This is a genomic window from Ruegeria sp. AF5 (genome assembly GCF_056541905.1).
Genome location: NZ_JBQFYZ010000009.1, coordinates 14586 through 33122, shown reverse-complemented (window position 1 = coordinate 33122; position 18537 = coordinate 14586). Strand labels below are relative to the sequence as shown.

The 18537-nt window shown below is 59.0% G+C and carries 14 protein-coding genes; 9 read left to right on the top strand and 5 right to left on the bottom strand.

Annotated elements, in window-relative coordinates; translation table 11 throughout:
- Positions 1–55: 55 nt before the first annotated feature.
- From ACR0DS_RS13640 to ileS, 5 genes are all read left to right on the top strand, one after another.
- Positions 56–766, top strand: a complete 711-nt coding sequence (locus ACR0DS_RS13640) for a VIT1/CCC1 transporter family protein (RefSeq protein WP_267367744.1) — start codon at positions 56–58, stop codon at positions 764–766.
- Positions 767–842: 76 nt separating this feature from the next.
- Positions 843–2159, top strand: a complete 1317-nt coding sequence (locus tag ACR0DS_RS13635; RefSeq protein ID WP_480538590.1) for an SDR family oxidoreductase — start codon at positions 843–845, stop codon at positions 2157–2159.
- Positions 2159–2638, top strand: coding sequence for a DUF2269 family protein (locus tag ACR0DS_RS13630; RefSeq protein ID WP_480538873.1), 480 nt, complete (start codon positions 2159–2161; stop codon positions 2636–2638). The genes ACR0DS_RS13635 and ACR0DS_RS13630 overlap by 1 nt, the downstream gene beginning before the upstream one ends.
- Positions 2639–2718: 80 nt before the next feature.
- A complete protein-coding gene (locus ACR0DS_RS13625) occupies positions 2719–5427 on the top strand; it encodes a DUF2339 domain-containing protein (protein WP_480559722.1) in 2709 nt (902 codons plus the stop codon).
- 164 nt (positions 5428–5591) lie between these two features.
- Entirely contained in the window at positions 5592–8504 is a 2913-nt protein-coding gene (gene ileS / locus ACR0DS_RS13620; RefSeq protein ID WP_480559720.1) for an isoleucine--tRNA ligase, read from the top strand.
- Positions 8505–8546: 42 nt separating this feature from the next.
- Here the strand turns inward: ileS and ACR0DS_RS13615 are convergent, their stop codons facing one another.
- Entirely contained in the window at positions 8547–10517 is a 1971-nt protein-coding gene (locus ACR0DS_RS13615; protein WP_480488211.1) for a hypothetical protein, read from the bottom strand.
- A 132-nt stretch (positions 10518–10649) separates the two neighbouring features.
- Between ACR0DS_RS13615 and ACR0DS_RS13610 the strand changes: the two genes are divergently transcribed.
- Positions 10650–11105 carry a methylated-DNA--[protein]-cysteine S-methyltransferase gene (locus tag ACR0DS_RS13610; RefSeq protein ID WP_480488210.1) on the top strand — a complete coding sequence of 152 codons (456 nt, stop codon included), beginning with the start codon at positions 10650–10652 and terminating at the stop codon, positions 11103–11105.
- Between the two features lie 76 nt (positions 11106–11181).
- The gene (locus tag ACR0DS_RS13605) at positions 11182–11649 is read left to right on the top strand and encodes a hypothetical protein (RefSeq protein ID WP_267364127.1); all 468 of its coding nucleotides are present in this window, start codon (positions 11182–11184) and stop codon (positions 11647–11649) included.
- A 22-nt stretch (positions 11650–11671) separates the two neighbouring features.
- Here ACR0DS_RS13605 and ACR0DS_RS13600 read toward each other — a convergent pair whose 3' ends face one another.
- The 4 genes from ACR0DS_RS13600 to fsa form a co-directional block, all read right to left on the bottom strand.
- Positions 11672–12367, bottom strand: a complete 696-nt coding sequence (locus ACR0DS_RS13600; protein WP_480483981.1) for a CDP-alcohol phosphatidyltransferase family protein — start codon at positions 12365–12367, stop codon at positions 11672–11674.
- Positions 12368–12436: 69 nt separating this feature from the next.
- The gene (locus tag ACR0DS_RS13595) at positions 12437–13357 is read right to left on the bottom strand and encodes a tyrosine recombinase XerC (protein WP_209505483.1); all 921 of its coding nucleotides are present in this window, start codon (positions 13355–13357) and stop codon (positions 12437–12439) included.
- Positions 13354–14061 carry a DUF484 family protein gene (locus ACR0DS_RS13590; protein ID WP_209505485.1) on the bottom strand — a complete coding sequence of 236 codons (708 nt, stop codon included), beginning with the start codon at positions 14059–14061 and terminating at the stop codon, positions 13354–13356. The genes ACR0DS_RS13595 and ACR0DS_RS13590 overlap by 4 nt, the downstream gene beginning before the upstream one ends.
- A gap of 197 nt (positions 14062–14258) precedes the next feature.
- On the bottom strand, positions 14259–14912 hold the full coding sequence (fsa, locus tag ACR0DS_RS13585) for a fructose-6-phosphate aldolase (RefSeq protein ID WP_480559718.1): 654 nt from the start codon (positions 14910–14912) through the stop codon (positions 14259–14261).
- 88 nt (positions 14913–15000) lie between these two features.
- On the opposite strand from fsa, the gene ACR0DS_RS13580 reads away from it, so the two are divergent.
- Together ACR0DS_RS13580 and ACR0DS_RS13575 are read left to right on the top strand one after the other, a co-directional pair.
- Positions 15001–17196, top strand: coding sequence for a primosomal protein N' (locus ACR0DS_RS13580; protein ID WP_480559716.1), 2196 nt, complete (start codon positions 15001–15003; stop codon positions 17194–17196).
- A 79-nt stretch (positions 17197–17275) separates the two neighbouring features.
- Positions 17276–18508 carry an MFS transporter gene (locus ACR0DS_RS13575; RefSeq protein ID WP_480488206.1) on the top strand — a complete coding sequence of 411 codons (1233 nt, stop codon included), beginning with the start codon at positions 17276–17278 and terminating at the stop codon, positions 18506–18508.
- Positions 18509–18537 lie beyond the last annotated feature (29 nt).

Here is an 18537-nt window from a genome sequence, read left to right as displayed (position 1 = left end):
CAAAGCGTCAGACCACACCCTTCTGCACTCTGCCAGTGAACAATAGGAGCAAACCATGACGGATCACGGTCACAGTCCGCAGGAAATTGCCGACCGGATCAACGCTCCGCCCGGGCGCGGTGTGTTACGCGACGTTGTGTATGGCGGCATTGATGGTTCCGTCACCACATTTGCCATTGTCGCCGGTGTCGCGGGGGCGGGCCTTTCCCCGTTTGTTATCGTGGCACTTGGTTTGGCAAACGTTCTGGCGGACGGGTTTTCAATGGCTGCCGGGAATTACTCGGGCACCAAGGCCGAACTGGACAACATACGGCGCATTCGGGCGATCGAGGAACGCCACATCGCACTCTACCCCGACGGCGAGCGCGAGGAGGTCCGTGAAATTCTGTCGCAAAAAGGGTTGTCAGGGGAAATTCTGAACGAAGCCACCGCCGCGATCACGTCGAGCCACGAACATTGGGTCAACCTGATGATCGAGGGTGAATATGGGCTGGGCAGTGTCGACCCACATCCGATGAAAGCCGCGTTGGCAACGTTCTTCGCGTTCCTTGTGGCCGGGATGATCCCGCTGTTGCCGTTTTTGGCGTCGGTGGAGAATGCTTTCGAGATGTCGGTCTGGATGACGATGGGGGTCTTCTTTGCGATTGGTGCGTTCAAAAGCCGGTGGTCGTTGGCGCCCTGGTGGCGGTCAGGTATCGAAACGCTGTTGATCGGTGGTCTGGCGGCACTGATCGCGTATCTCGTCGGGTCTCTGTTCCATCCATAAATGTCGCAGCACGGTAGTCGCGACTGGTCAAAACTTCCCGGATAGGTAGAGTGGCGCAAAACAGGTGCAAAGGACGATGGCAGATCACGAGCTTTCTGGAAAGAACGTATTGGTTCTGGGTGCTTATGGGTTCATCGGCACCGCCGTCACGCGGGCATTGTCGGCCGCAGGTGCCACGGTTCAGGGCATGGGGCGCAATCTTGCTCAAGGGGCAAAGGTCCTGCCGGGGGTTTTGCTGAAACAGGGCGATATGCGCGATCTGTTGCACAAGGACGATTGGCAGGACCTGCTGGCCGACGTCGATGTCGTGGTGAATTGCGCAGGGGCTTTGCAGGATAACGCGCAGGACAACCTTGAAGCGGTGCACCATATGGCGGTCGCAGCCCTTGCAGGGGCCTGCGCGGAAGGTGGCATAAGCATTGTTCAGATTTCGGCCATCGGAGCAGAGCCGGACGCCAGCACGCATTTCCTGTGCAGCAAGGCACGCGGAGATGCCGCTTTGCGCGCATCGGGCGTAACACTTTGGATTCTAAAGCCAGGGCTTGTTATCGGGCAAACGGATTATGGGGGAACGGCGTTGCTTCGAATGCTGGCGTCTGTTCCTTTTATTCAACCGCTGGCTTACCCCGATACACCCGTTCAATGCATCGGGATGCCCGATCTGTGTGACGTCGTGATTGCTGCCGTTGCCGGTCGTCTGCCGCAGGGTAATTACGATCTGGTCGAGGATACCCCGCATAGTTTGTCGGACGTGGTGCGCTGCACGCGGCAGTGGCTGGGGTTTCCCGCTGCGCGCTTCCATCTGGTCCTGCCGCCTGTCCTGACAAAAGCCGTTGCGGCCATGGCGGATTGTCTGGCCCTGTTGGGTTGGCGGTCTCCGCTGCGCAGCACGGCGATGACGGTCATGGCGGATGGCGTGATCGGCGACCCTGGCCCCTATCGTGCAGCGGCCGGGCGCGGAAATGCCGCCTTGCCTGAGGTTTATGCCATGCTGCCTTGCGCGCGCGAGCATCGGTTGACCGCGCGGATGACGCTGTTGATGCCGCTGATCGTTGCAACACTCAGCCTGTTCTGGTTGCTGTCGGGCCTGTTTGGGCTGGCGGGTTTGTCTACGGCTTCTGGTATGCTGGTCGAAGCGGGGTGGTCATCCGCCTTGGCGGTGACCAGCGTTGTGTTCTGGTCCCTGATCGACATAGCACTTGGTCTGGCCATCCTGTGGCGCCGATGGGCGGCGCGGGCATGTATGGCGCAGTTGACTGTGGCCATATTCTACCTGATTGCCGCTTCGGTCACGATGCCGGACTTGTGGTTGGACCCGCTGGGGCCGCTGGTGAAAATCCTGCCCGCGATGATCCTGTCGCTTGTGGCGTTGCCCTTGTTTGAGAGCCGATGATGGACCCTGAACTGATCTTGCGATGGCTGCATGTCATCGGTGCATGTGTGCTGCTGGGAACAGGGGCAGGGATCGCCTTTTTCATGCTGATGGCGCACCGGACAAACGACCCGCGCGTCATCGCCCATACGGCGGGTATCGTGGTGCTTGCCGACCTTCTGTTCACCACGACTGCTGTCATCCTGCAACCAGTGACCGGAGCGCTGCTTGCCTGGCAGATCGGGTGGCATTTGGGCGAAGGATGGATTGTGTTGTCTCTGGTGCTTTATGTTTTGACGGGCCTGTTCTGGTTGCCGGTGGTTTGGGTCCAAATCCGGTTGCGGGACCACGCGCGAACGGCGGCAGAGCAGGGAACGCAACTGCCACCGGAGTATTACCGCTTGTTTCGGTTCTGGTTCGCCTGCGGGGTTCCGGCGTTTCTGGCGGTTTTGACCATCCTTTGGCTGATGATCGCTCGCCCGGCGATTTCTGTGCTTTAGACTTTCTCACGGCTTTCCTGACTGTTGCTGACCGACAGCACAAGATAGCTTGGCCGAAATTACGGATCGGAGAGACTCGGTTGGAAACGCTGCTTGTTCTTATTGGCCTGGTTGTTCTGGCCATCCCGGTGACATTGATTGCACTTCTGGTCGGACATTCCCGATTGCGTCGCCGGGTCGAACAACTGGAAGCGCAGATCAATGCGTTGGTGTCGGGCGATGTACCGGCATCGCTTCAACCGGAACAGGAGGCACCTTCACCGCAACCTGTGGCAGAGGAACAGGTTCACAGCCCGGGGCCGTGGGCCGCGCCAAAGCGACAGGAAGACGAAAGCGCCGAAGATGTAGACACCGACGCCGCTACTCCTGCAATTGTATTTCGCCATGACAGGTTTGCTGCGCTGGGCGCGTGGCTGCGTGAGAACTGGTTTTATGCGGTCTCGGCCCTGTCGCTGGCATTGGCCGGAATTTTCCTCGTGCAATATGGCGTTGAGAACGGATTGTTACCTCCGACGGTCCGCGTTTTCGCCGCGCTTGGTTTCGGCTCGGCTTTGATTGTCGGGGGCGAGGTTCTGCGCCGCAGGTTCGGGGATGACGAAGCGGTGGCCACTGCCTATTTGCCATCGGTCTTTTCCGGGGCCGGCCTTGTCACCTTGTTTGGGGCAATCCTGTCTGCGCGGCAGCTCTATGGCTTGATCGGGGCCGAGACGGCATTGGCAGGGATGGTCGTTGTCGCGCTTGTTGGGCTTGTTCTGGGGTGGTTCCACGGCCCGCTGTTGGCTGCGGTTGGACTGATCGGAGCTTTTGCTGCACCCTTTCTGGTTGGAGGCGCATCTGACGATCCCTCGTGGCTCTATGCCTATTTTCTTTTGGTTGCTGTTTTGGGGCTGGGTATCGACACGGTGCGGCGTTGGGCGTGGATTTCGGTTCTGACGTTGGTCGGGGCTTATGCGGCAAACCTGCTTTTGATAAGTGGCGCTCCGAATACGGAACCGGGATATCTGGTCGCGACAACAGTGCTGGCACTGCTGGCGACGGCCATTCCGGTGCGGCGCGTTTGGCCCGATCATGCAGGGTGCATGATGTCTCAGGTGATCCGAACCCCCGGAACCCGCCCATGGCCCGAGTTTCCAACTCGGCTCGCCGCCGGAGCGATTGCGGCCAGCACAGCAATCCTGTCCTGGCATTGGGCAGACTCAGCGGCTGAATTCTGGTTGGGTGTCTGCCTGCTGTCCGCCCTGCTTCTGGCGCTGCTATTGTGGGCCAAGGATGCGCCTGCGTTACAGGATCTGACCGTGCTACCTGCGGCGGGCCTTGTGTTTTTTGTTGCCTCTCACGGTCTGGAATACGGCGCAGTTCTGCGCAGCTTCGCTGACACTTATGCCGAGACGCCCGAGGCCGACTTTCCGATGGCAGCCACCGCGCTGGTTGCTTTGGGCGCGTTTATGTCAATTTTGATGGCATGGCGGTCATTCAGGGCAAACCAGTATCGTGCAATCTGGGCCGGGGGCGCTGTAGTTCTTGCACCCGCGCTGGCTATCGCTTTGGAAATGGGCTGGCATCCTGCCACGGTTATCGGTGCGCACGCCTGGGCCCTGCACGCAATTGTCCTGGCAGTTCTTATGGTGGTTCTGGCCGGGCGTTTTGGTCGCGCCGATGGCGATGACCGGATGCGGGCCGCTCTGGCCACGTTGTCGGCGTTGTCTTGTCTGGTCTTTGCTTGCGTCATCGTGCTCAGCTCGGCCGCGCTGACGATTGCGCTGGTGGCCAGTGTCGTCGCAGCAGCAGCCTTGGATCGCAGGTTCACCTTGCCGCAGATGAGTTGGTTTATCTGGGCCGGTGTCTTTACCGTCACCGTGCGCTTGGTACTTGATCCGGGTCTGGACTGGGCTAACGTGGCCCCGCTTCCCGAAATGGCGATGGTCTATGGCGCGGCCACGTTGGGTTTCGTGGCTGGCTGGTGGCTGTTGCGTCCCTTGCAGCGGCCGGTTGCAGCACTGTTGCTGGAAAGCGCGGCATGGGCGACGGGCGGCATTCTGCTGTCCCTGTTGCTACTGCGGTGGCTTGAAGGTTTCGGTGAAGGCGGGGCCGACAACAGCCATTGGGGTCTGGGCCTGCTGGCGGTCATCTGGCTGCTGCTGGCCTTCGCTCAGGTTCAGAGGTTTGGGCTGGGTGGCAAGCTGAATTATGCACGGTACGTGTTGGCGGCGTTCTTTGCCGGTCATGGCGTGTTCCGGCTGACCCTGGCTTTGACCGACCAAAACCCGCTTCTGAACCCCAACGCCGACCCGGTGCTTGGCCCACCGATTCTGAACACCCTTGTCCTTGCCTATCTGGTGCCCGCACTGACCATTGGATTCTCGGCCTGGCGGATCAAGGACATGCCAAAGCAGATCAGGCTGGCAAGCTACGCCATTGCGGGTGCGTTGATTGCTGTGTGGTTTGGCCTGACTATCCGCCATGTCTGGCAGGGAGCAGCAGGCATGTTTGAAGGTAACGGCGTCACGCAGCCCGAGCTTTATACATATACCCTTGTTCTGCTGCTGGTTGGGGCGGTGCTGTTCTACCAATCTCTGGCACGCGGTTCGGATGTGATGCGCAAGGCGGGGTTGGTGGTGATCGGGCTGGCGGTGGCCAAGGTCTTTCTGATCGATATTGCCGGTCTGGGCGGGCTGATCCGCGTGTTCTCACTGCTGGCGCTGGGGCTTGGGTTGGCCGGTCTGGCATGGTTGAATCGCTGGGCCAAGCTGCGCCATTCGCCGCATGGGCCGGAACCTCTGGACCATTGAAGGCAGGCGTCTTATAAGCGCGGCCATGTATGACCGGACGGCCATCATTATTCGAATTATATCCCCGGCGCTCTGACCCTCTGAGACGCCGGGCAAAGGTGTTTGAGAATTCGCACCGACCGCTTCGATCCTAGTACGACCAGATCATCCAAAGGACGCTCAAAATGTGCGCCGACACGACCCAAACGCCTGACTATAAAGACACGCTGAACCTGCCCAAAACCGATTTTCCCATGCGCGCGGGCCTGCCTGCACGCGAACCCGCATGGCTGGAGCGGTGGGAGACCATCGGTGTCTATGACCGCCTGCGCGAGAAAACGGGGCGCAAACCCTTTACTCTGCACGACGGCCCCCCCTATGCGAACGGCCACCTGCATATCGGCCACGCACTGAACAAGACGATCAAGGACATGATCGTGCGCTCTCATCAGATGATGGGCTTTGACGCGCGTTACGTGCCCGGTTGGGACTGCCACGGCCTGCCGATCGAATGGAAGATCGAAGAACAGTACCGCAAGAAGGGCAAGAACAAGGACGAGGTGAACATCGTCGACTTCCGTCAGGAATGCCGCAAGTTCGCCGAAGGCTGGATCGACATCCAGCGGGAAGAGTTCAAGCGCCTGGGCATCACCGGCAACTGGCCTGATCCCTACATCACCATGGACTTTCATGCCGAGGCCGTGATCGCCGACGAGTTCATGAAATTCTTGATGAACGGCACGCTGTATCAGGGCTCGAAACCCGTGATGTGGTCGCCCATCGAAAAAACCGCGCTGGCCGAGGCCGAGGTCGAGTATCACGACAAGGAAAGCTTTACCATCTGGGTGAAGTTCAAGGTCATGAACGCGGGTGATCTGGATGATGCGTTCGTCGTAATCTGGACCACCACTCCCTGGACCATGCCGTCGAACAAGGCGGTCGTGTATGGCAACGACTTCTCCTACGGCCTGTACGAAGTCACCGGCGCGCCTGAGGAATGCTGGGCTAATGTGGGTGACAGATTCCTGCTGGCTGACAATATGGCCGCAGATGTGTTGGGTCGTGCCCGTCTGAACGACGATCAGTGGACCCGTGTACGCGGTGTCGCCACCGATGAACTTGAAGGTGTTCAACTGACCCACCCGCTGGCCGGTGCCGAAGGTGGCAATGGCGAATGGGACGATATCCGCGACTTCCGCGCGGCTAACTTCGTGACCGATACCGAAGGCACCGGTTTCGTCCACTGTGCACCGTCACATGGTATGGAGGAATTCGAACTCTACCGCGATTTGGGCATGTTGGAGCAGGTCATCACCTATAACGTGATGGATGATGGTTCGTTCCGCACCGATCTGCCGTTCTTTGGTGGCAAATACATCCTGTCCCGCAAGGGTGGTGAGGGTGACGCGAACAAAGCTGTCATCGACAAGTTGGCCGAGGTCGGCGGGCTGCTGGCGCGTGGCAAGATCAAACACAGTTATCCGCATTCGTGGCGCTCCAAGGCTCCGATCATCTACCGCAACACGCCGCAGTGGTTTGCATCCGTTGACCGCAAGCTGGACGACGGCATGGGTGAGATGGGCGACACCATCCGCGAACGTGCGCTGCGCTCGATCGACGAGTTGGTGAAGTGGACGCCGCAGACCGGTCGTAACCGCCTCTATTCGATGATCGAAGCGCGTCCGGACTGGGTTCTCTCGCGCCAGCGTGCCTGGGGCGTGCCGCTTACCTGTTTCACCAAGAAAGGTGCCTTGCCAACCGACGCGGATTACCTGCTGCGCAACGCCGAGCTCAACGCGCGCATCAAGGCGGCGTTTGAGAAAGACGGCGCGGATATCTGGTACACCGACGGGTTCAAAGAGAAAATTCTCGACGGCATCGCCAACCCCGATGACTACGATCAGGTGTTTGACGTGCTGGATGTGTGGTTCGATTCTGGATCCACTCACGCCTTTGTTTTGCGCGACCGCGAAGATGGGACCGAGGACGGTATCGCCGACGTCTACATGGAAGGCACCGACCAGCACCGTGGTTGGTTCCATTCGTCCATGCTGCAGGCTTGCGGCACCAAGGGCCGTGCGCCATATCGGAACGTCGTCACCCACGGCTTCACGCTGGATGCCAAGGGCAACAAGATGTCCAAGTCGCTGGGTAACACCATCGTACCGGAAGAGGTCGTCAAGCAATACGGCGCCGATATCCTGCGTCTGTGGGTGGCACAGACCGACTATACCGCTGATCAGCGGATCGGGCCGGAGATCCTGAAAGGCACCGCCGACAGCTATCGCCGTCTGCGCAACACCATGCGGTTTATGCTGGGCTCGCTGACGGATTTCACCGAGGCCGATCGCGTTGCGCCCGAAGATATGCCGCGCCTGGAACGCTGGGTGCTCAGCCGGCTGGCCGATCTGGATGAGCAGGTTCGCAAGGGCTATGCGTCTTTCGATTTCCAGGGCGTATTCAGCGCGGTCTTCACCTTTGCCACGGTTGACCTGTCGTCCTTCTACTTCGACGTCCGCAAGGATGCTCTTTATTGTGACGGCGACACGCCGCGCCGTCGTGCTGCGCGGACGGTGTTGGATATCCTGTTCCATCGCCTGACCACGTGGCTGGCGCCGGTTCTGGTTTTCACCATGGAAGAGGTCTGGCTGGAGCGCTTTCCGGGCGACGATAGCTCGGTCCACTTGGTCGACTTCCCGGAAACGCCTGCGGATTGGCGTTTCGCCGAACTGGAAGAGGCCGTTGCCAAAGTGCGCCGTGTACGCCGTGCAGTGACAGCTGCGCTTGAGATCCAGCGGCAGGACAAGGTGATCGGCTCCAGCCTCGAGGCGGCACCGATTGTGCATGTTGAGGACAGTGAAACCCTTGATCTGCTGGCGACCTTTGACGTGGACGATCTGTGCATCACGTCAGGCCTGACCGTGACCGGCGACCCGGCCCCGGCCGAAGCATTCCGCGTACCCGAAATCGAAGGCATTGCCGTCGTGTTCGAGAAGGCCGAAGGCGAGAAATGTCAGCGCTGTTGGAAAATCCTTCCTGACGTGGGCCGCCACGCCCATGTCGGAGTTTGCCGACGCTGCGATGAGGCGCTAAGCTGATTGAAACCGCCCTCTCGATCCTTCGAGGGGGCGTTTTTCGTTTCACGTCTGCGCGGATTGCGGTGTCGGATTAAACAGGTCAAAGCCTATGGCTGAGTCCTTCAGGGCCTTCCAAACCTGATAATCCGTGAAATATCCGGTGTGACCACCGGGCTCGACCGGAATGTTGCGGTTTGCGGAAATCAGCCCGCCTTCAATCTCGGTCCCTACAAAGTCATCCTGCCTGAAGATGTTGAACCATGCGGCGTTCAGGTTTTTGGGAACGACTGTGAACATCTCGGGAAAATAGCGCTGATAGATATGGGTCACAGGACAGCCCATTGTAATCAGCGTCAGGGTGCGCCCATTGATAAGCTTTTTCACGCGTGGATCAGCCAGCATTTGCGTGGCAATCACCGTGCCTTGTGAATGTGAGATCACCGTGATGTGGTCCGCGGCAAAGATATCCACCACATAATGCAGCGCACGATAAAATCGTTCATCAATCGCCTTGCGATCCGGATAATTGCGCAGCCTCGTTTTCAGGTCCGCTGTCAATAAACACTTGTCGCGAATGGCATAGGTGACGATGTCCCGTGCCACACCCAGCCCTGCTGCGACGAAATCGGAAAAGCGGTACATCAATGCTGTTGCACCCAAGACGATCAGGCCAATCTCGCCCTGTTTGCTTGCCAGTTTGTTCAGAACCCGGCCAATCAGGTTGCAATTGTCCGTTCCGATCTGACACAGGGGATCGACGTGCTGGCTCAACGCGATTTCTCGGATAGTGACCATCGCCAGTACGATTGCACCGAACAAAAAAACCCATTGTGCAAAACGATTGAGGATGGCGCGGCTGATCAGCCCGTCGCGGACATGCAGGTTTGCCTTCAGCCTTCTGCGACCGGCAAACAGCCCAACACCGACAAACGCAAGCAGGACAATTGCCGCGAAGGCAACACTGAGTGTTTCGATGGAGTCACTGAGGAAATTGTCAAAAAGACCGGTCAGTTTTCCATCCGACAGCCCCGGAACCGTGTCGAGCATTTCCCGCAGCATTAGCCACAACCCGGAAATGAAGAACATCCAGAACACCAACATGCCTGCACAAATGCTGGGGTACAGCCGCCTGTGTTCTTTCAGATTGTCTGCCTGAACCTTTTCATCAAGGCTGGTCGCAGAAAGCACGTACAAAATGATTGTCATGAAGATCAGAGAAGCCCAGAAAAACGCGAGCAGGTAGACCTGAAAAGCTACAAACTGCTCCAGCGCCGAAGGGCAAACCGGGCTGTCCGGCAAGGGTGTGCAGGCTCGGATTTCCAGACCAAGCGGACCAATGATCAGGCAGATCAGCAGCAAAAACCCTATCCCGAAAATGCCGCGCCAGAATACGCGTCTTAGATAAGTCGGGGCTGCAAAGCTGCGCCTTAGTCCGTATGCGGCCCCTCCGGCGTAAAGCGTGAACAAGAGCCAAAACAGCAGGATCGTGCTTTGAAAGAAGATCCCGGGAACGCGATCAACCATAACGGCTATGGCACCGATCAGAAGATAGGCATTCAGGGTCGCAACTGCGCCGAAGAAAACCCAGGTAAAAAGGTGAACCAGCCGCGCGGCCAAAGTGTTCCTGCCGTTGACTTGGTCCGAGGCCACATCCGCGCGGCTATGCGTTTGTTCGGCATTGTCCATGGCCAGATAACCCAGCGCAAGAACAACCCAGATCAGGTCCAATGCTGTCTTAATGGCTCCTTTCGGGGCGGGTGAGCGGTCGGCCCAGAAAACCTCGGCAAACATGGCCTCGTCCTGCGGTGCTGACGGTTTCGTCACCTTGCGCAGGTTGACCGGGAAAAGTTTTGCGCTTCGGGGCGTGCCGTCGAAGGTTGTTTCGGCCAGCTCTATCATCCCACGCTGAACCTCAATCGGGGGTTCGGGATTGCCATCCAGCCAGGTTGTCGCGGCCCCGACGACCTGATCGACGGTCTCACCGGGTATTTGTTCGCCAATTCCGTGAACCGTCAGGATCAAATGGCGACCCATCTCATGCTCCAAATCTCTTTTTGACAATGCGGCTAGGCTAACATGATTGCGGCAATTCGCAAAATCCGCGCGCCTCGCAGCCCCATGGCTTCGCCACTTGAACTTGGAGGATTGATCTGAAACCGTCAGCCCATGGCGATGATTGCAGTTGATACTCAGTTCGGAAAACTTGGGATCGAGGAAACGGATGGTGCCCTCACGCGGCTGGTCTGGGACGGTCAGGACGACGGCGAACCAACAGCTCTGCTGCGCGAGGCGGCGGCGCAGTTGATGGCCTATGACGCTGGACGGCTTGACCGCTTCGATCTGCCCTACCGCATTCATGGATCGCAGTTTCAAAGGCAGGTCTGTGATCTCATGTATGCCATTCCCCTTGGGGAAACGCGCACCTACGGGGATATCGCCAAGGCGTTGGGGCAACCGGCGCAACCGGTCGGTCAGGCCTGCGGGGCAAACCCGATCCCCGTTATTATTCCCTGCCACCGAGTGCTGGCTGCCAATGGGCTGGGCGGGTTTTCCGGGTGCGGCGGGATCGAGACAAAGGTTGCACTGCTACGGCATGAGCGGGCGGCGGGTCTTTTGATCTGAGCCTCGAAATTCGGTTGCAATCCGGTTCTGGGAAGCACAACTTATATCAGTTGCTGAATTTGAAGGATCGCATTGAATGAGCACCGAAAAAGATCGCGCAGCCCAGAAGAAGGCCATTATCGACCGGTTGATGTCGCTTGAGGCAGAGGAGCTTGCAACGGCGCAGGCCCATTACGACGCATTTCTGAAGGATGCCCAACTGGATGACCGGGAAGGCCACGACAAGGATGACATAGCCGCATCGCGCGAAAATGCCGATCTGGCAGCTGCATTTGACGCGCCTGTTCATGCGCATCATGCTAAGATCGATGTGATCGAAAATACCGATTTTGGTCTGACAGATACAGTCAGGCCGGGATCGGTGATCAGGTTCAACAACCGCAGCTTTGTCGTCTGCGTTTCGACGACCCGGTTCGAGGTAGGTGGAGATACATATATGGGGATCTCGACACAAAGCCCGATCTACCTAGCCATGGCGGGCCTGCAAGCAGGCGACGTCTTTACCCATAACGGTACTGAATTTGAGGTTCAGGACGTTCTTTAAATCCGGTCCGGCAGCGCTCGTGTCAGGTACGGCGCTGCGGAACAACCTGTTGTGCGATACCCGCAAATGTCAGGTACAGGCTGGCGATGACCAGACCCCAGTGGGCCCAGCTTTCGGGATGAAAATCGACCCATGCGGCCCAGCCCGCAAAGAACGTCCAGGCAAGGGCGACCGGCAAGGTCAGACTGCGCCAACGCTCGGTGCGCACGGGGTGAACGAATTTCAAAGGTAGAAACATCGCAAGCGACAGCAGCGTGACCAGCAGCAGGATGATCCAGAAATTGGGCTCCAGTGCGAAGATCACGACAACGAACATGTTCCAGCATCCGGGAAAGCCGGAAAAGGAATTGTCCTTTGTTTTCATCCGGGTGTCCGCGAAATACATCGCGCTGGCAAAGGTGATGACGATGATTGCGAACCAGCCGGTCCATCCATCCATCAATCCGGATTTGAACAGCGCAAAGGCTGGGATGAACACATAGGTCAGATAATCGATGATCAGATCCAGCAAGACGCCGTCAAACTCGGGTGCGTTTTTCTTGACGTGATAGTGCCGCGCCAACGGGCCGTCGATGCCATCGACAATGAAGGATACAACCAGCCAAAGGTACATGAGGCTCCATTTCTCTTCCACGGCGGCCAGCATGGCCAGCATTGCGAAGACGGCGCCCGTGGCAGTAAAGAGATGTACGGCAAGAGCTTTGAATCTGAGTGTCATGCTAGGGTCATGACCGATGCACGCCAGAGATGCAAACCAAAAGCCCGAGGTTTCTGTTCAATGTGTCAGTCACGCCTTTGGATGCGCACGGTTGTAGACCTCCATCAGCCGTGCGGTATCCACGGCGGTATAGGTCTGTGTGGTTGACAATGAGGCGTGCCCTAACAGTTCCTGGATGGCCCGCAGATCTCCTCCGGCGGACAGCAGATGGGTGGCAAAGCTGTGTCGCATGGCATGAGGTGTGGCGGTTGAAGGCAGCCCCAGTTGCATTCGCGCCTTGGCCATGACGCCCTGAATCGCGCGCGGGTTCAGCGGACCGCCACGGGCGCCCCGGAACAGGGCGGCGTTCTTCGCTTGCGGGTGGGGGCAAAGTTGCAGATACCGGTCAACCGCGTCTCGGGCAGCTGGAAGAACCGGAACGATCCGTTCCTTGTCGCCCTTCCCGACAATGCGCAACGTCTCGGGCAGGGGCGCGTCTGCACCGGTCAGGGACAATGCCTCGGATATCCGCAGACCACATCCATAAAGCAGCGTGACAACCGCAACATCGCGGGCCGCAACCCAGTCGGACTCAGATTGCAGCTCGACCGTGTCAATCATGGCGCGCGCGGCGTCTTCGGCCAGAGGGCGGGGCAGTTTCTTGGTGAATTTGGGCGCGCGGGTCGACAGAACGGCGGTGGGTTCAAACCCCTCTCGCTCGGCCAGCCAACGATAGAAGCTTTTGACGGCGGACAGTTTGCGCGCAAGGGATCGCGCGCTGATATCCCCGCTGCGCTGATCCGCCATCCAGGCGCGCATGTCCGACACGGTGATCCGTTCCAGCGCCTTCAGCCCCTGCCGTTCCCCGTGATGAAGGGTCATGAAAGACAGAAACTCGGTGACATCGCCGCGATAGGCGGTTTGCGTGTTTTGCGACCGCCCCGCCAGCGCGCCCAGAGTGTCCAGCCAGTGCTGGAGCGCGTCGCGGCAAGCGGGTGAGATAAGGTTCACGACAGCCAGTGGCGCATCGAGCGTTCGAATACGCCGGAAAAGAAGGTGAGAAGATCGGTGCCGAGTTGCGGTGTAAAATGCCGCGGATCACGGGCCCCCATGACGATCATGCCCGGCAGGCGACCCGGACCGAGATCCAGCTTCAGGCAGGCTTCCGAGCGCAACTGATCCGCCAGCGCGCCGAAAACACGTCGGTTCGGCTGATGAGTTTCGCGCAAGGTCACGTCGCGGACAGGGCCGCCGCGACCATTGGTCAGGTATTGATTGATAAAGCCGGGCTCTGCGATCGTCAGAACGCCTCCAAGCCTGTCGACGGCAGGATCGTTCTGAACCACGGTGGTTTCCAGAACCAGCGTGATGTGGTCAACCCGCAGGATATTTGCGACATCGGTTCCAAGGGCGCGCAGGAAATCCTCGAATTCGACCGGTTCCAGCAGGCGCAAAATCGCGCGGTGAACCTGATTGGTGCCTGCAAGGTTTTCATAGGCCGCCGCGATGACCGAGCGGTGGGTATCTTCCAGCCGGTCCAGCCGCGCCTCAAGCCGCTGCATGGCAATGCCGCGCAGATCGATCACATTATCACCCCGGGCGCGTTCGTTCGCGGCCACAAGGGCTTGCATCAGGTCCTTGTCGTCCAGAACGACGTCGGGCTCGGCCAGAATTGCCGCGCGGAGATTATCCTCGAGTTTGGGATTGCTGCTCATGTCCTGTCCGGTCTTTTTTTGTTGGGCGGCTTATAACATGCCGAACCGGATTTGCCTTGGGAAAAATGCACGCAAGAGTGGATTTCCCCGGATGCTGTGGCGGATAGGCTCCCGCCTGCCACGCCTGATCGCAGATCAGGCTTTGGGCTGTTGGGCCGGGCGCGGCGCCGGACGGCGCCGCGCGGTCGCAAACCAGATCAGAGGATTTTCTGACCGGTTTTGGCCCAATCGGCCAGAAAGGTTTCCAGACCTTTGTCGGTCAGCGGGTGATCGGCCAGTTTCTTGATCACGGCTGGCGGCGCGGTGATGACATCGGCACTAATGCGGGCACTTTCGGTGACGTGGTTCACGGTGCGGATCGAAGCGGCCAGAATTTCGGTTTCGAACCCGTAATTGTCATAGACCTGACGGATGTCGGCGATCAGATCCATGCCATCCAGGTTGATATCGTCCAGACGGCCGATGAAGGGCGAAATGAAGGTCGCACCCGCTTTTGCAGCCAGAATCGCCTGATTGGTCGAAAAACACAGGGTGACGTTGACCATCTGTCCTTCGTCGCTGAGCGTCTTGCAGGTTTTCAGACCGGCCCATGTCAGCGGAACCTTCACGGCGATATTCGGGGCAATCTTGGCCAGCTTGCGGCCCTCGGCGATCATGTCGTCAGCTTCGGTGGCGACAACTTCGGCGGAAACGGGACCGTCGACCAGATCGCAGATCTCTTTTGTCACTTCCAGAATGTCGCGGCCCGATTTCAGGATCAGCGAGGGGTTGGTGGTCACGCCGTCCACCATGCCCAGATCGTTCAGTTCAGCAATGGCGTCGATCTCGGCGGTGTCTACGAAGAATTTCATGAGGGCAGTCCTTTGATGGGTTGGCCTTGGTCGCGGATGGCTTTACCTCAAAGAGAGCCATGCTGGAACCCCCTGCAAAGGATATGCTGTGAGCGCTAACGGATTTTTCGACGAGGGAGAGCTGATTGCGGTGCTGACAACGCAGCCGCTGGACCGGACGTTGGATTACAAAGCGCCGGAAGGAGGGTGCTTTCTGGGTGCGTTTGTCGAGGTGCCACTTGGTCCGCGCAAGGTGTTGGGGGTTGTCTGGGGGCCGGGGCAAGGTGGATTCGATCTGAACAAGGCGCGGTCGGTGATCCGTGTGCTTGAAGTTGCGCCCATGCGCGAGGAAATGCGGGCATTCCTCGGCAAGGTTGCCGACTACACTCTGACACCAATGCCCGCGATGTTGCGATTGGCGACCCGCGCGCCGGGGCTGGGTGACCCACCTTCCATGCGCAAGATCTATCGTTTGGGAGCCTCCCTGCCAGACCGGATGACCGACGCCAGAACCCGTGTACTTGATGTGTTGCGCGACTATGGTGGGCTGGCATTTACGTTAAAGGAACTGGCGGAACAGGCCGGGGTAACTTCGTCCGTTGTCAAAGGCTTGGTCAAGCAAGGCGCGGTTCGCGAAGAAGACAGCCCGCGTGACCTGCCGTATCCGCATCTTGATCCCGATTTGCCGGGTAAGGACCTGACCGAAGATCAGGCAAGTGCGGTTGCGCAGCTTCGGGCCGGGCAACGGACGGGGAATTACGGCACAACGCTGCTGAAAGGCGTGACGGGTTCCGGCAAGACCGAAGTCTATCTGGAGGCCGTGGCCGAAGCGCTGCGCATGGGGCGGCAGGCACTTGTCCTTTTGCCGGAAATTGCGCTAACCGCAGAATTCCTGACACGGGTTGAGGCGCGGTTTGGCGCGCGCCCTGCCGAGTGGCATTCGGGCGCGACCATGACTGAACGCAGGCGAGTCTGGCGGATGGTCGGGCAGGGGGAAGCTCAACTGGTTGTTGGCGCGCGGTCAGCCCTGTTTCTGCCATTTCGCGATCTGGGGCTGGTCGTGGTGGATGAGGAACACGACACCTCATACAAACAGGAAGACGGGGTGCATTACAGCGCGCGCGACATGGCGGTCCTGCGGTCTGCCATCTGCGGTGCGCGGGTGATTCTGGCCAGTGCAACCCCGTCGCTGGAAAGCTGGGCGAATGCTGAGGCAGGTAAATATGATCGGGTCGACCTGACTTCGCGTTTCGGCGCGGCGGTGTTGCCCGAGATGAAGCCCATCGACATGCGGGCCGAACAGATGCAGGCCGGAACGTGGATATCTCCGACTTTGCGGCAGGCGGTGCAGCAGCGGATCGAGAAAGGCGAGCAGTCGCTTTTGTTCATAAACCGCCGTGGCTATGCTCCGGTAACCCTGTGCCGCGCCTGCGGGGAACAGATCGCCTGTGATCATTGCGACGCGCGCATGGTGGAACACAGGTTCCTGAAGCGCCTGATGTGCCACCAATGCGGTGAGACCAAGCCGATGCCCGAGGTCTGCCCTTTTTGCGGGGTCGAGGGCAAGCTGGCCCCGGTGGGGCCGGGCATTGAGCGTTTGGCCGAAGAGGCCGAAGCAACCTTCCCCGAGGCCAGGATTGCCATGCTGAGTTCTGATCTGTTCGGCTCAGCCCGGGCACTGAAGGCCAAGATCGAAGAAATTGCGGCAGGGGACGCAGATATCGTCATCGGAACGCAATTGGTGGCCAAGGGGCACAACTTTCCCAAGCTGACATTGGTGGGGGTGATCGACGCGGATCTCAGTCTGCATGGCGCAGACCTGAGGGCCGCTGAACGAACATTTCAGCTGATGCGACAGGTTGCGGGGCGTGCTGGTCGGGCTGAAAAACCGGGGCAGGCGCTGTTACAGACTTTCCAGCCGGAACACCCGGTGATCCGGGCGATTCTGTCGGGTGACGAAGAGGGCTTTTGGAAGGCCGAGGCCGCCGGTCGGCAAGCGGCCGGTGTGCCGCCTTATGGACGTATGGCGGGGATCGTGTTGTCGGGCCCCGAGGTCGGACCGGTCTTTGACATTGGCAACGCCATGGCGCGCAACGACAGCCCATTGCGCCAGATTGGCGCGCAGGTGTTTGGCCCCGCCCCAGCGCCGATTGCCCGTATTCGCGGACGTCACCGTGTCCGCCTGCTGGTCAAGGCACCTAAAGGCGCACCAATCCAGGACGCCATCGCTCGTTGGATCGCCCCGCTGCGCCTGAAAGGCGATATCCGCCTGACCGTCGATATCGATCCACAAAGCTTTTACTGACTATTGCATTAACGCAGGGCCATTGTGCGCCGGTCGCTTCCCCCTCGCCAAAGTCGGGAAATGGGCGTAGAGGATTCTCATGCTGAAACCCATGCCCCTTGCCGAGGCGCAGAGCCTTCCGTTCTGGCGTCGTCCTGTCACGCTTCTGTTCGTGATGGCCTTGACCATGCCCATCGCGTTTAATGCATGGAGCGCGCTGTTGAACAACTTCGTCATTGAGGCAGCGAATTTCGACGGGGCCGATATCGGCCTGCTACACACGGTGCGCGAGATTCCGGGCTTTCTGGCGGTCGGCGTGATTGCCGTCATCATTTTCATTCGCGAGCAGGTGCTGGCCATGATCTCGCTGATGATGCTTGGGGTCGCAACGGCTTTGACGGCCTGGTTCCCAAGCCTTGGCGGATTGTTGTTCGTGACCTTGTTCAGTTCAATCGGGTTTCACTACTATGAGACTGTGAACCAGTCGCTTCAGCTGCAATGGCTTCCCAAGGATCGCGCACCGCAGGTATTGGGGTGGCTGGTCGCTATGGGCTCGGCAGCAACGATGGTGGTGTACGGGCTGATCGTTCTGACCTGGGAGCGGTTCGATCTGTCCTACAACTTTGTCTTCATGGCTGCTGGCGGTGCAACAGCTTTGCTGGCCCTGTTTTGCCTGTTCGCCTTCCCACAATTCGATGCCCCCACGCCGCAAACCAAGAAACTGATCCTGCGCCGTCGATACTGGCTGTATTACGCTCTGCAATTCATGGCGGGTGCGCGGCGACAGATCTTTGTCGTGTTTGCCGGGTTCATGATGGTCGAGAAGTTCGGCTTTGAAGTGCATGAGCTGACCAGCCTGTATCTGATCAACCTGATGATCAACATGATGGTTGCTCCGTTGCTGGGTAAAGCAGTGGCCAGGTTTGGCGAACGGCGCACGTTGATCTTTGAATATACCGGTCTGGCAATCGTGTTCGCAGCCTATGGTGGCATCTACTGGTTTGGCTGGGGCGTGCTGTTGGCGGCGACACTCTATGTCATCGACCATGTGCTGTTCGCGCTGGCGCTTGCACTGAAAACCTATTTTCAGAAAATCGCCGATCCGGCGGATATTGCGCCAACTGCCGCAGTCGCGTTCACGATCAACCATATCGCCGCGGTTTTCTTGCCCGCGTTGCTGGGTTTGCTCTGGGTCGTGTCGCCAGGTGCCGTGTTTGGCCTTGCGGCGGCGATGGCGGTCGTTTCTCTGCTGTTGTCCCTGCTGGTTCCGCGCCACCCGGAACCGGGCAATGAGACCGTCCTGAGCAAATACGCGCCAGCCCCGGCGGAATAGGCCGCAAAGCTTGACGTTGGCGGCGTCCC

What these genes read in the sequence shown, in the direction of transcription:
- ileS (WP_480559720.1), top strand. Translation starts at nt 5,592, where the DNA reads ATGTGCGCCGACACGACCCAAACGCCTGACTATAAAGACACGCTGAAC.
- ACR0DS_RS13610 (WP_480488210.1), top strand. Translation starts at nt 10,650, where the DNA reads ATGGCGATGATTGCAGTTGATACTCAGTTCGGAAAACTTGGGATCGAG.
- ACR0DS_RS13600 (WP_480483981.1), bottom strand. Translation starts at nt 12,367, where the DNA reads ATGACACTCAGATTCAAAGCTCTTGCCGTACATCTCTTTACTGCCACG.
- ACR0DS_RS13640 (WP_267367744.1), top strand. Translation starts at nt 56, where the DNA reads ATGACGGATCACGGTCACAGTCCGCAGGAAATTGCCGACCGGATCAAC.
- fsa (WP_480559718.1), bottom strand. Translation starts at nt 14,912, where the DNA reads ATGAAATTCTTCGTAGACACCGCCGAGATCGACGCCATTGCTGAACTG.
- ACR0DS_RS13615 (WP_480488211.1), bottom strand. Translation starts at nt 10,517, where the DNA reads ATGGGTCGCCATTTGATCCTGACGGTTCACGGAATTGGCGAACAAATA.
- ACR0DS_RS13635 (WP_480538590.1), top strand. Translation starts at nt 843, where the DNA reads ATGGCAGATCACGAGCTTTCTGGAAAGAACGTATTGGTTCTGGGTGCT.
- ACR0DS_RS13630 (WP_480538873.1), top strand. Translation starts at nt 2,159, where the DNA reads ATGGACCCTGAACTGATCTTGCGATGGCTGCATGTCATCGGTGCATGT.
- ACR0DS_RS13575 (WP_480488206.1), top strand. Translation starts at nt 17,276, where the DNA reads ATGCTGAAACCCATGCCCCTTGCCGAGGCGCAGAGCCTTCCGTTCTGG.
- ACR0DS_RS13605 (WP_267364127.1), top strand. Translation starts at nt 11,182, where the DNA reads ATGAGCACCGAAAAAGATCGCGCAGCCCAGAAGAAGGCCATTATCGAC.
- ACR0DS_RS13590 (WP_209505485.1), bottom strand. Translation starts at nt 14,061, where the DNA reads ATGAGCAGCAATCCCAAACTCGAGGATAATCTCCGCGCGGCAATTCTG.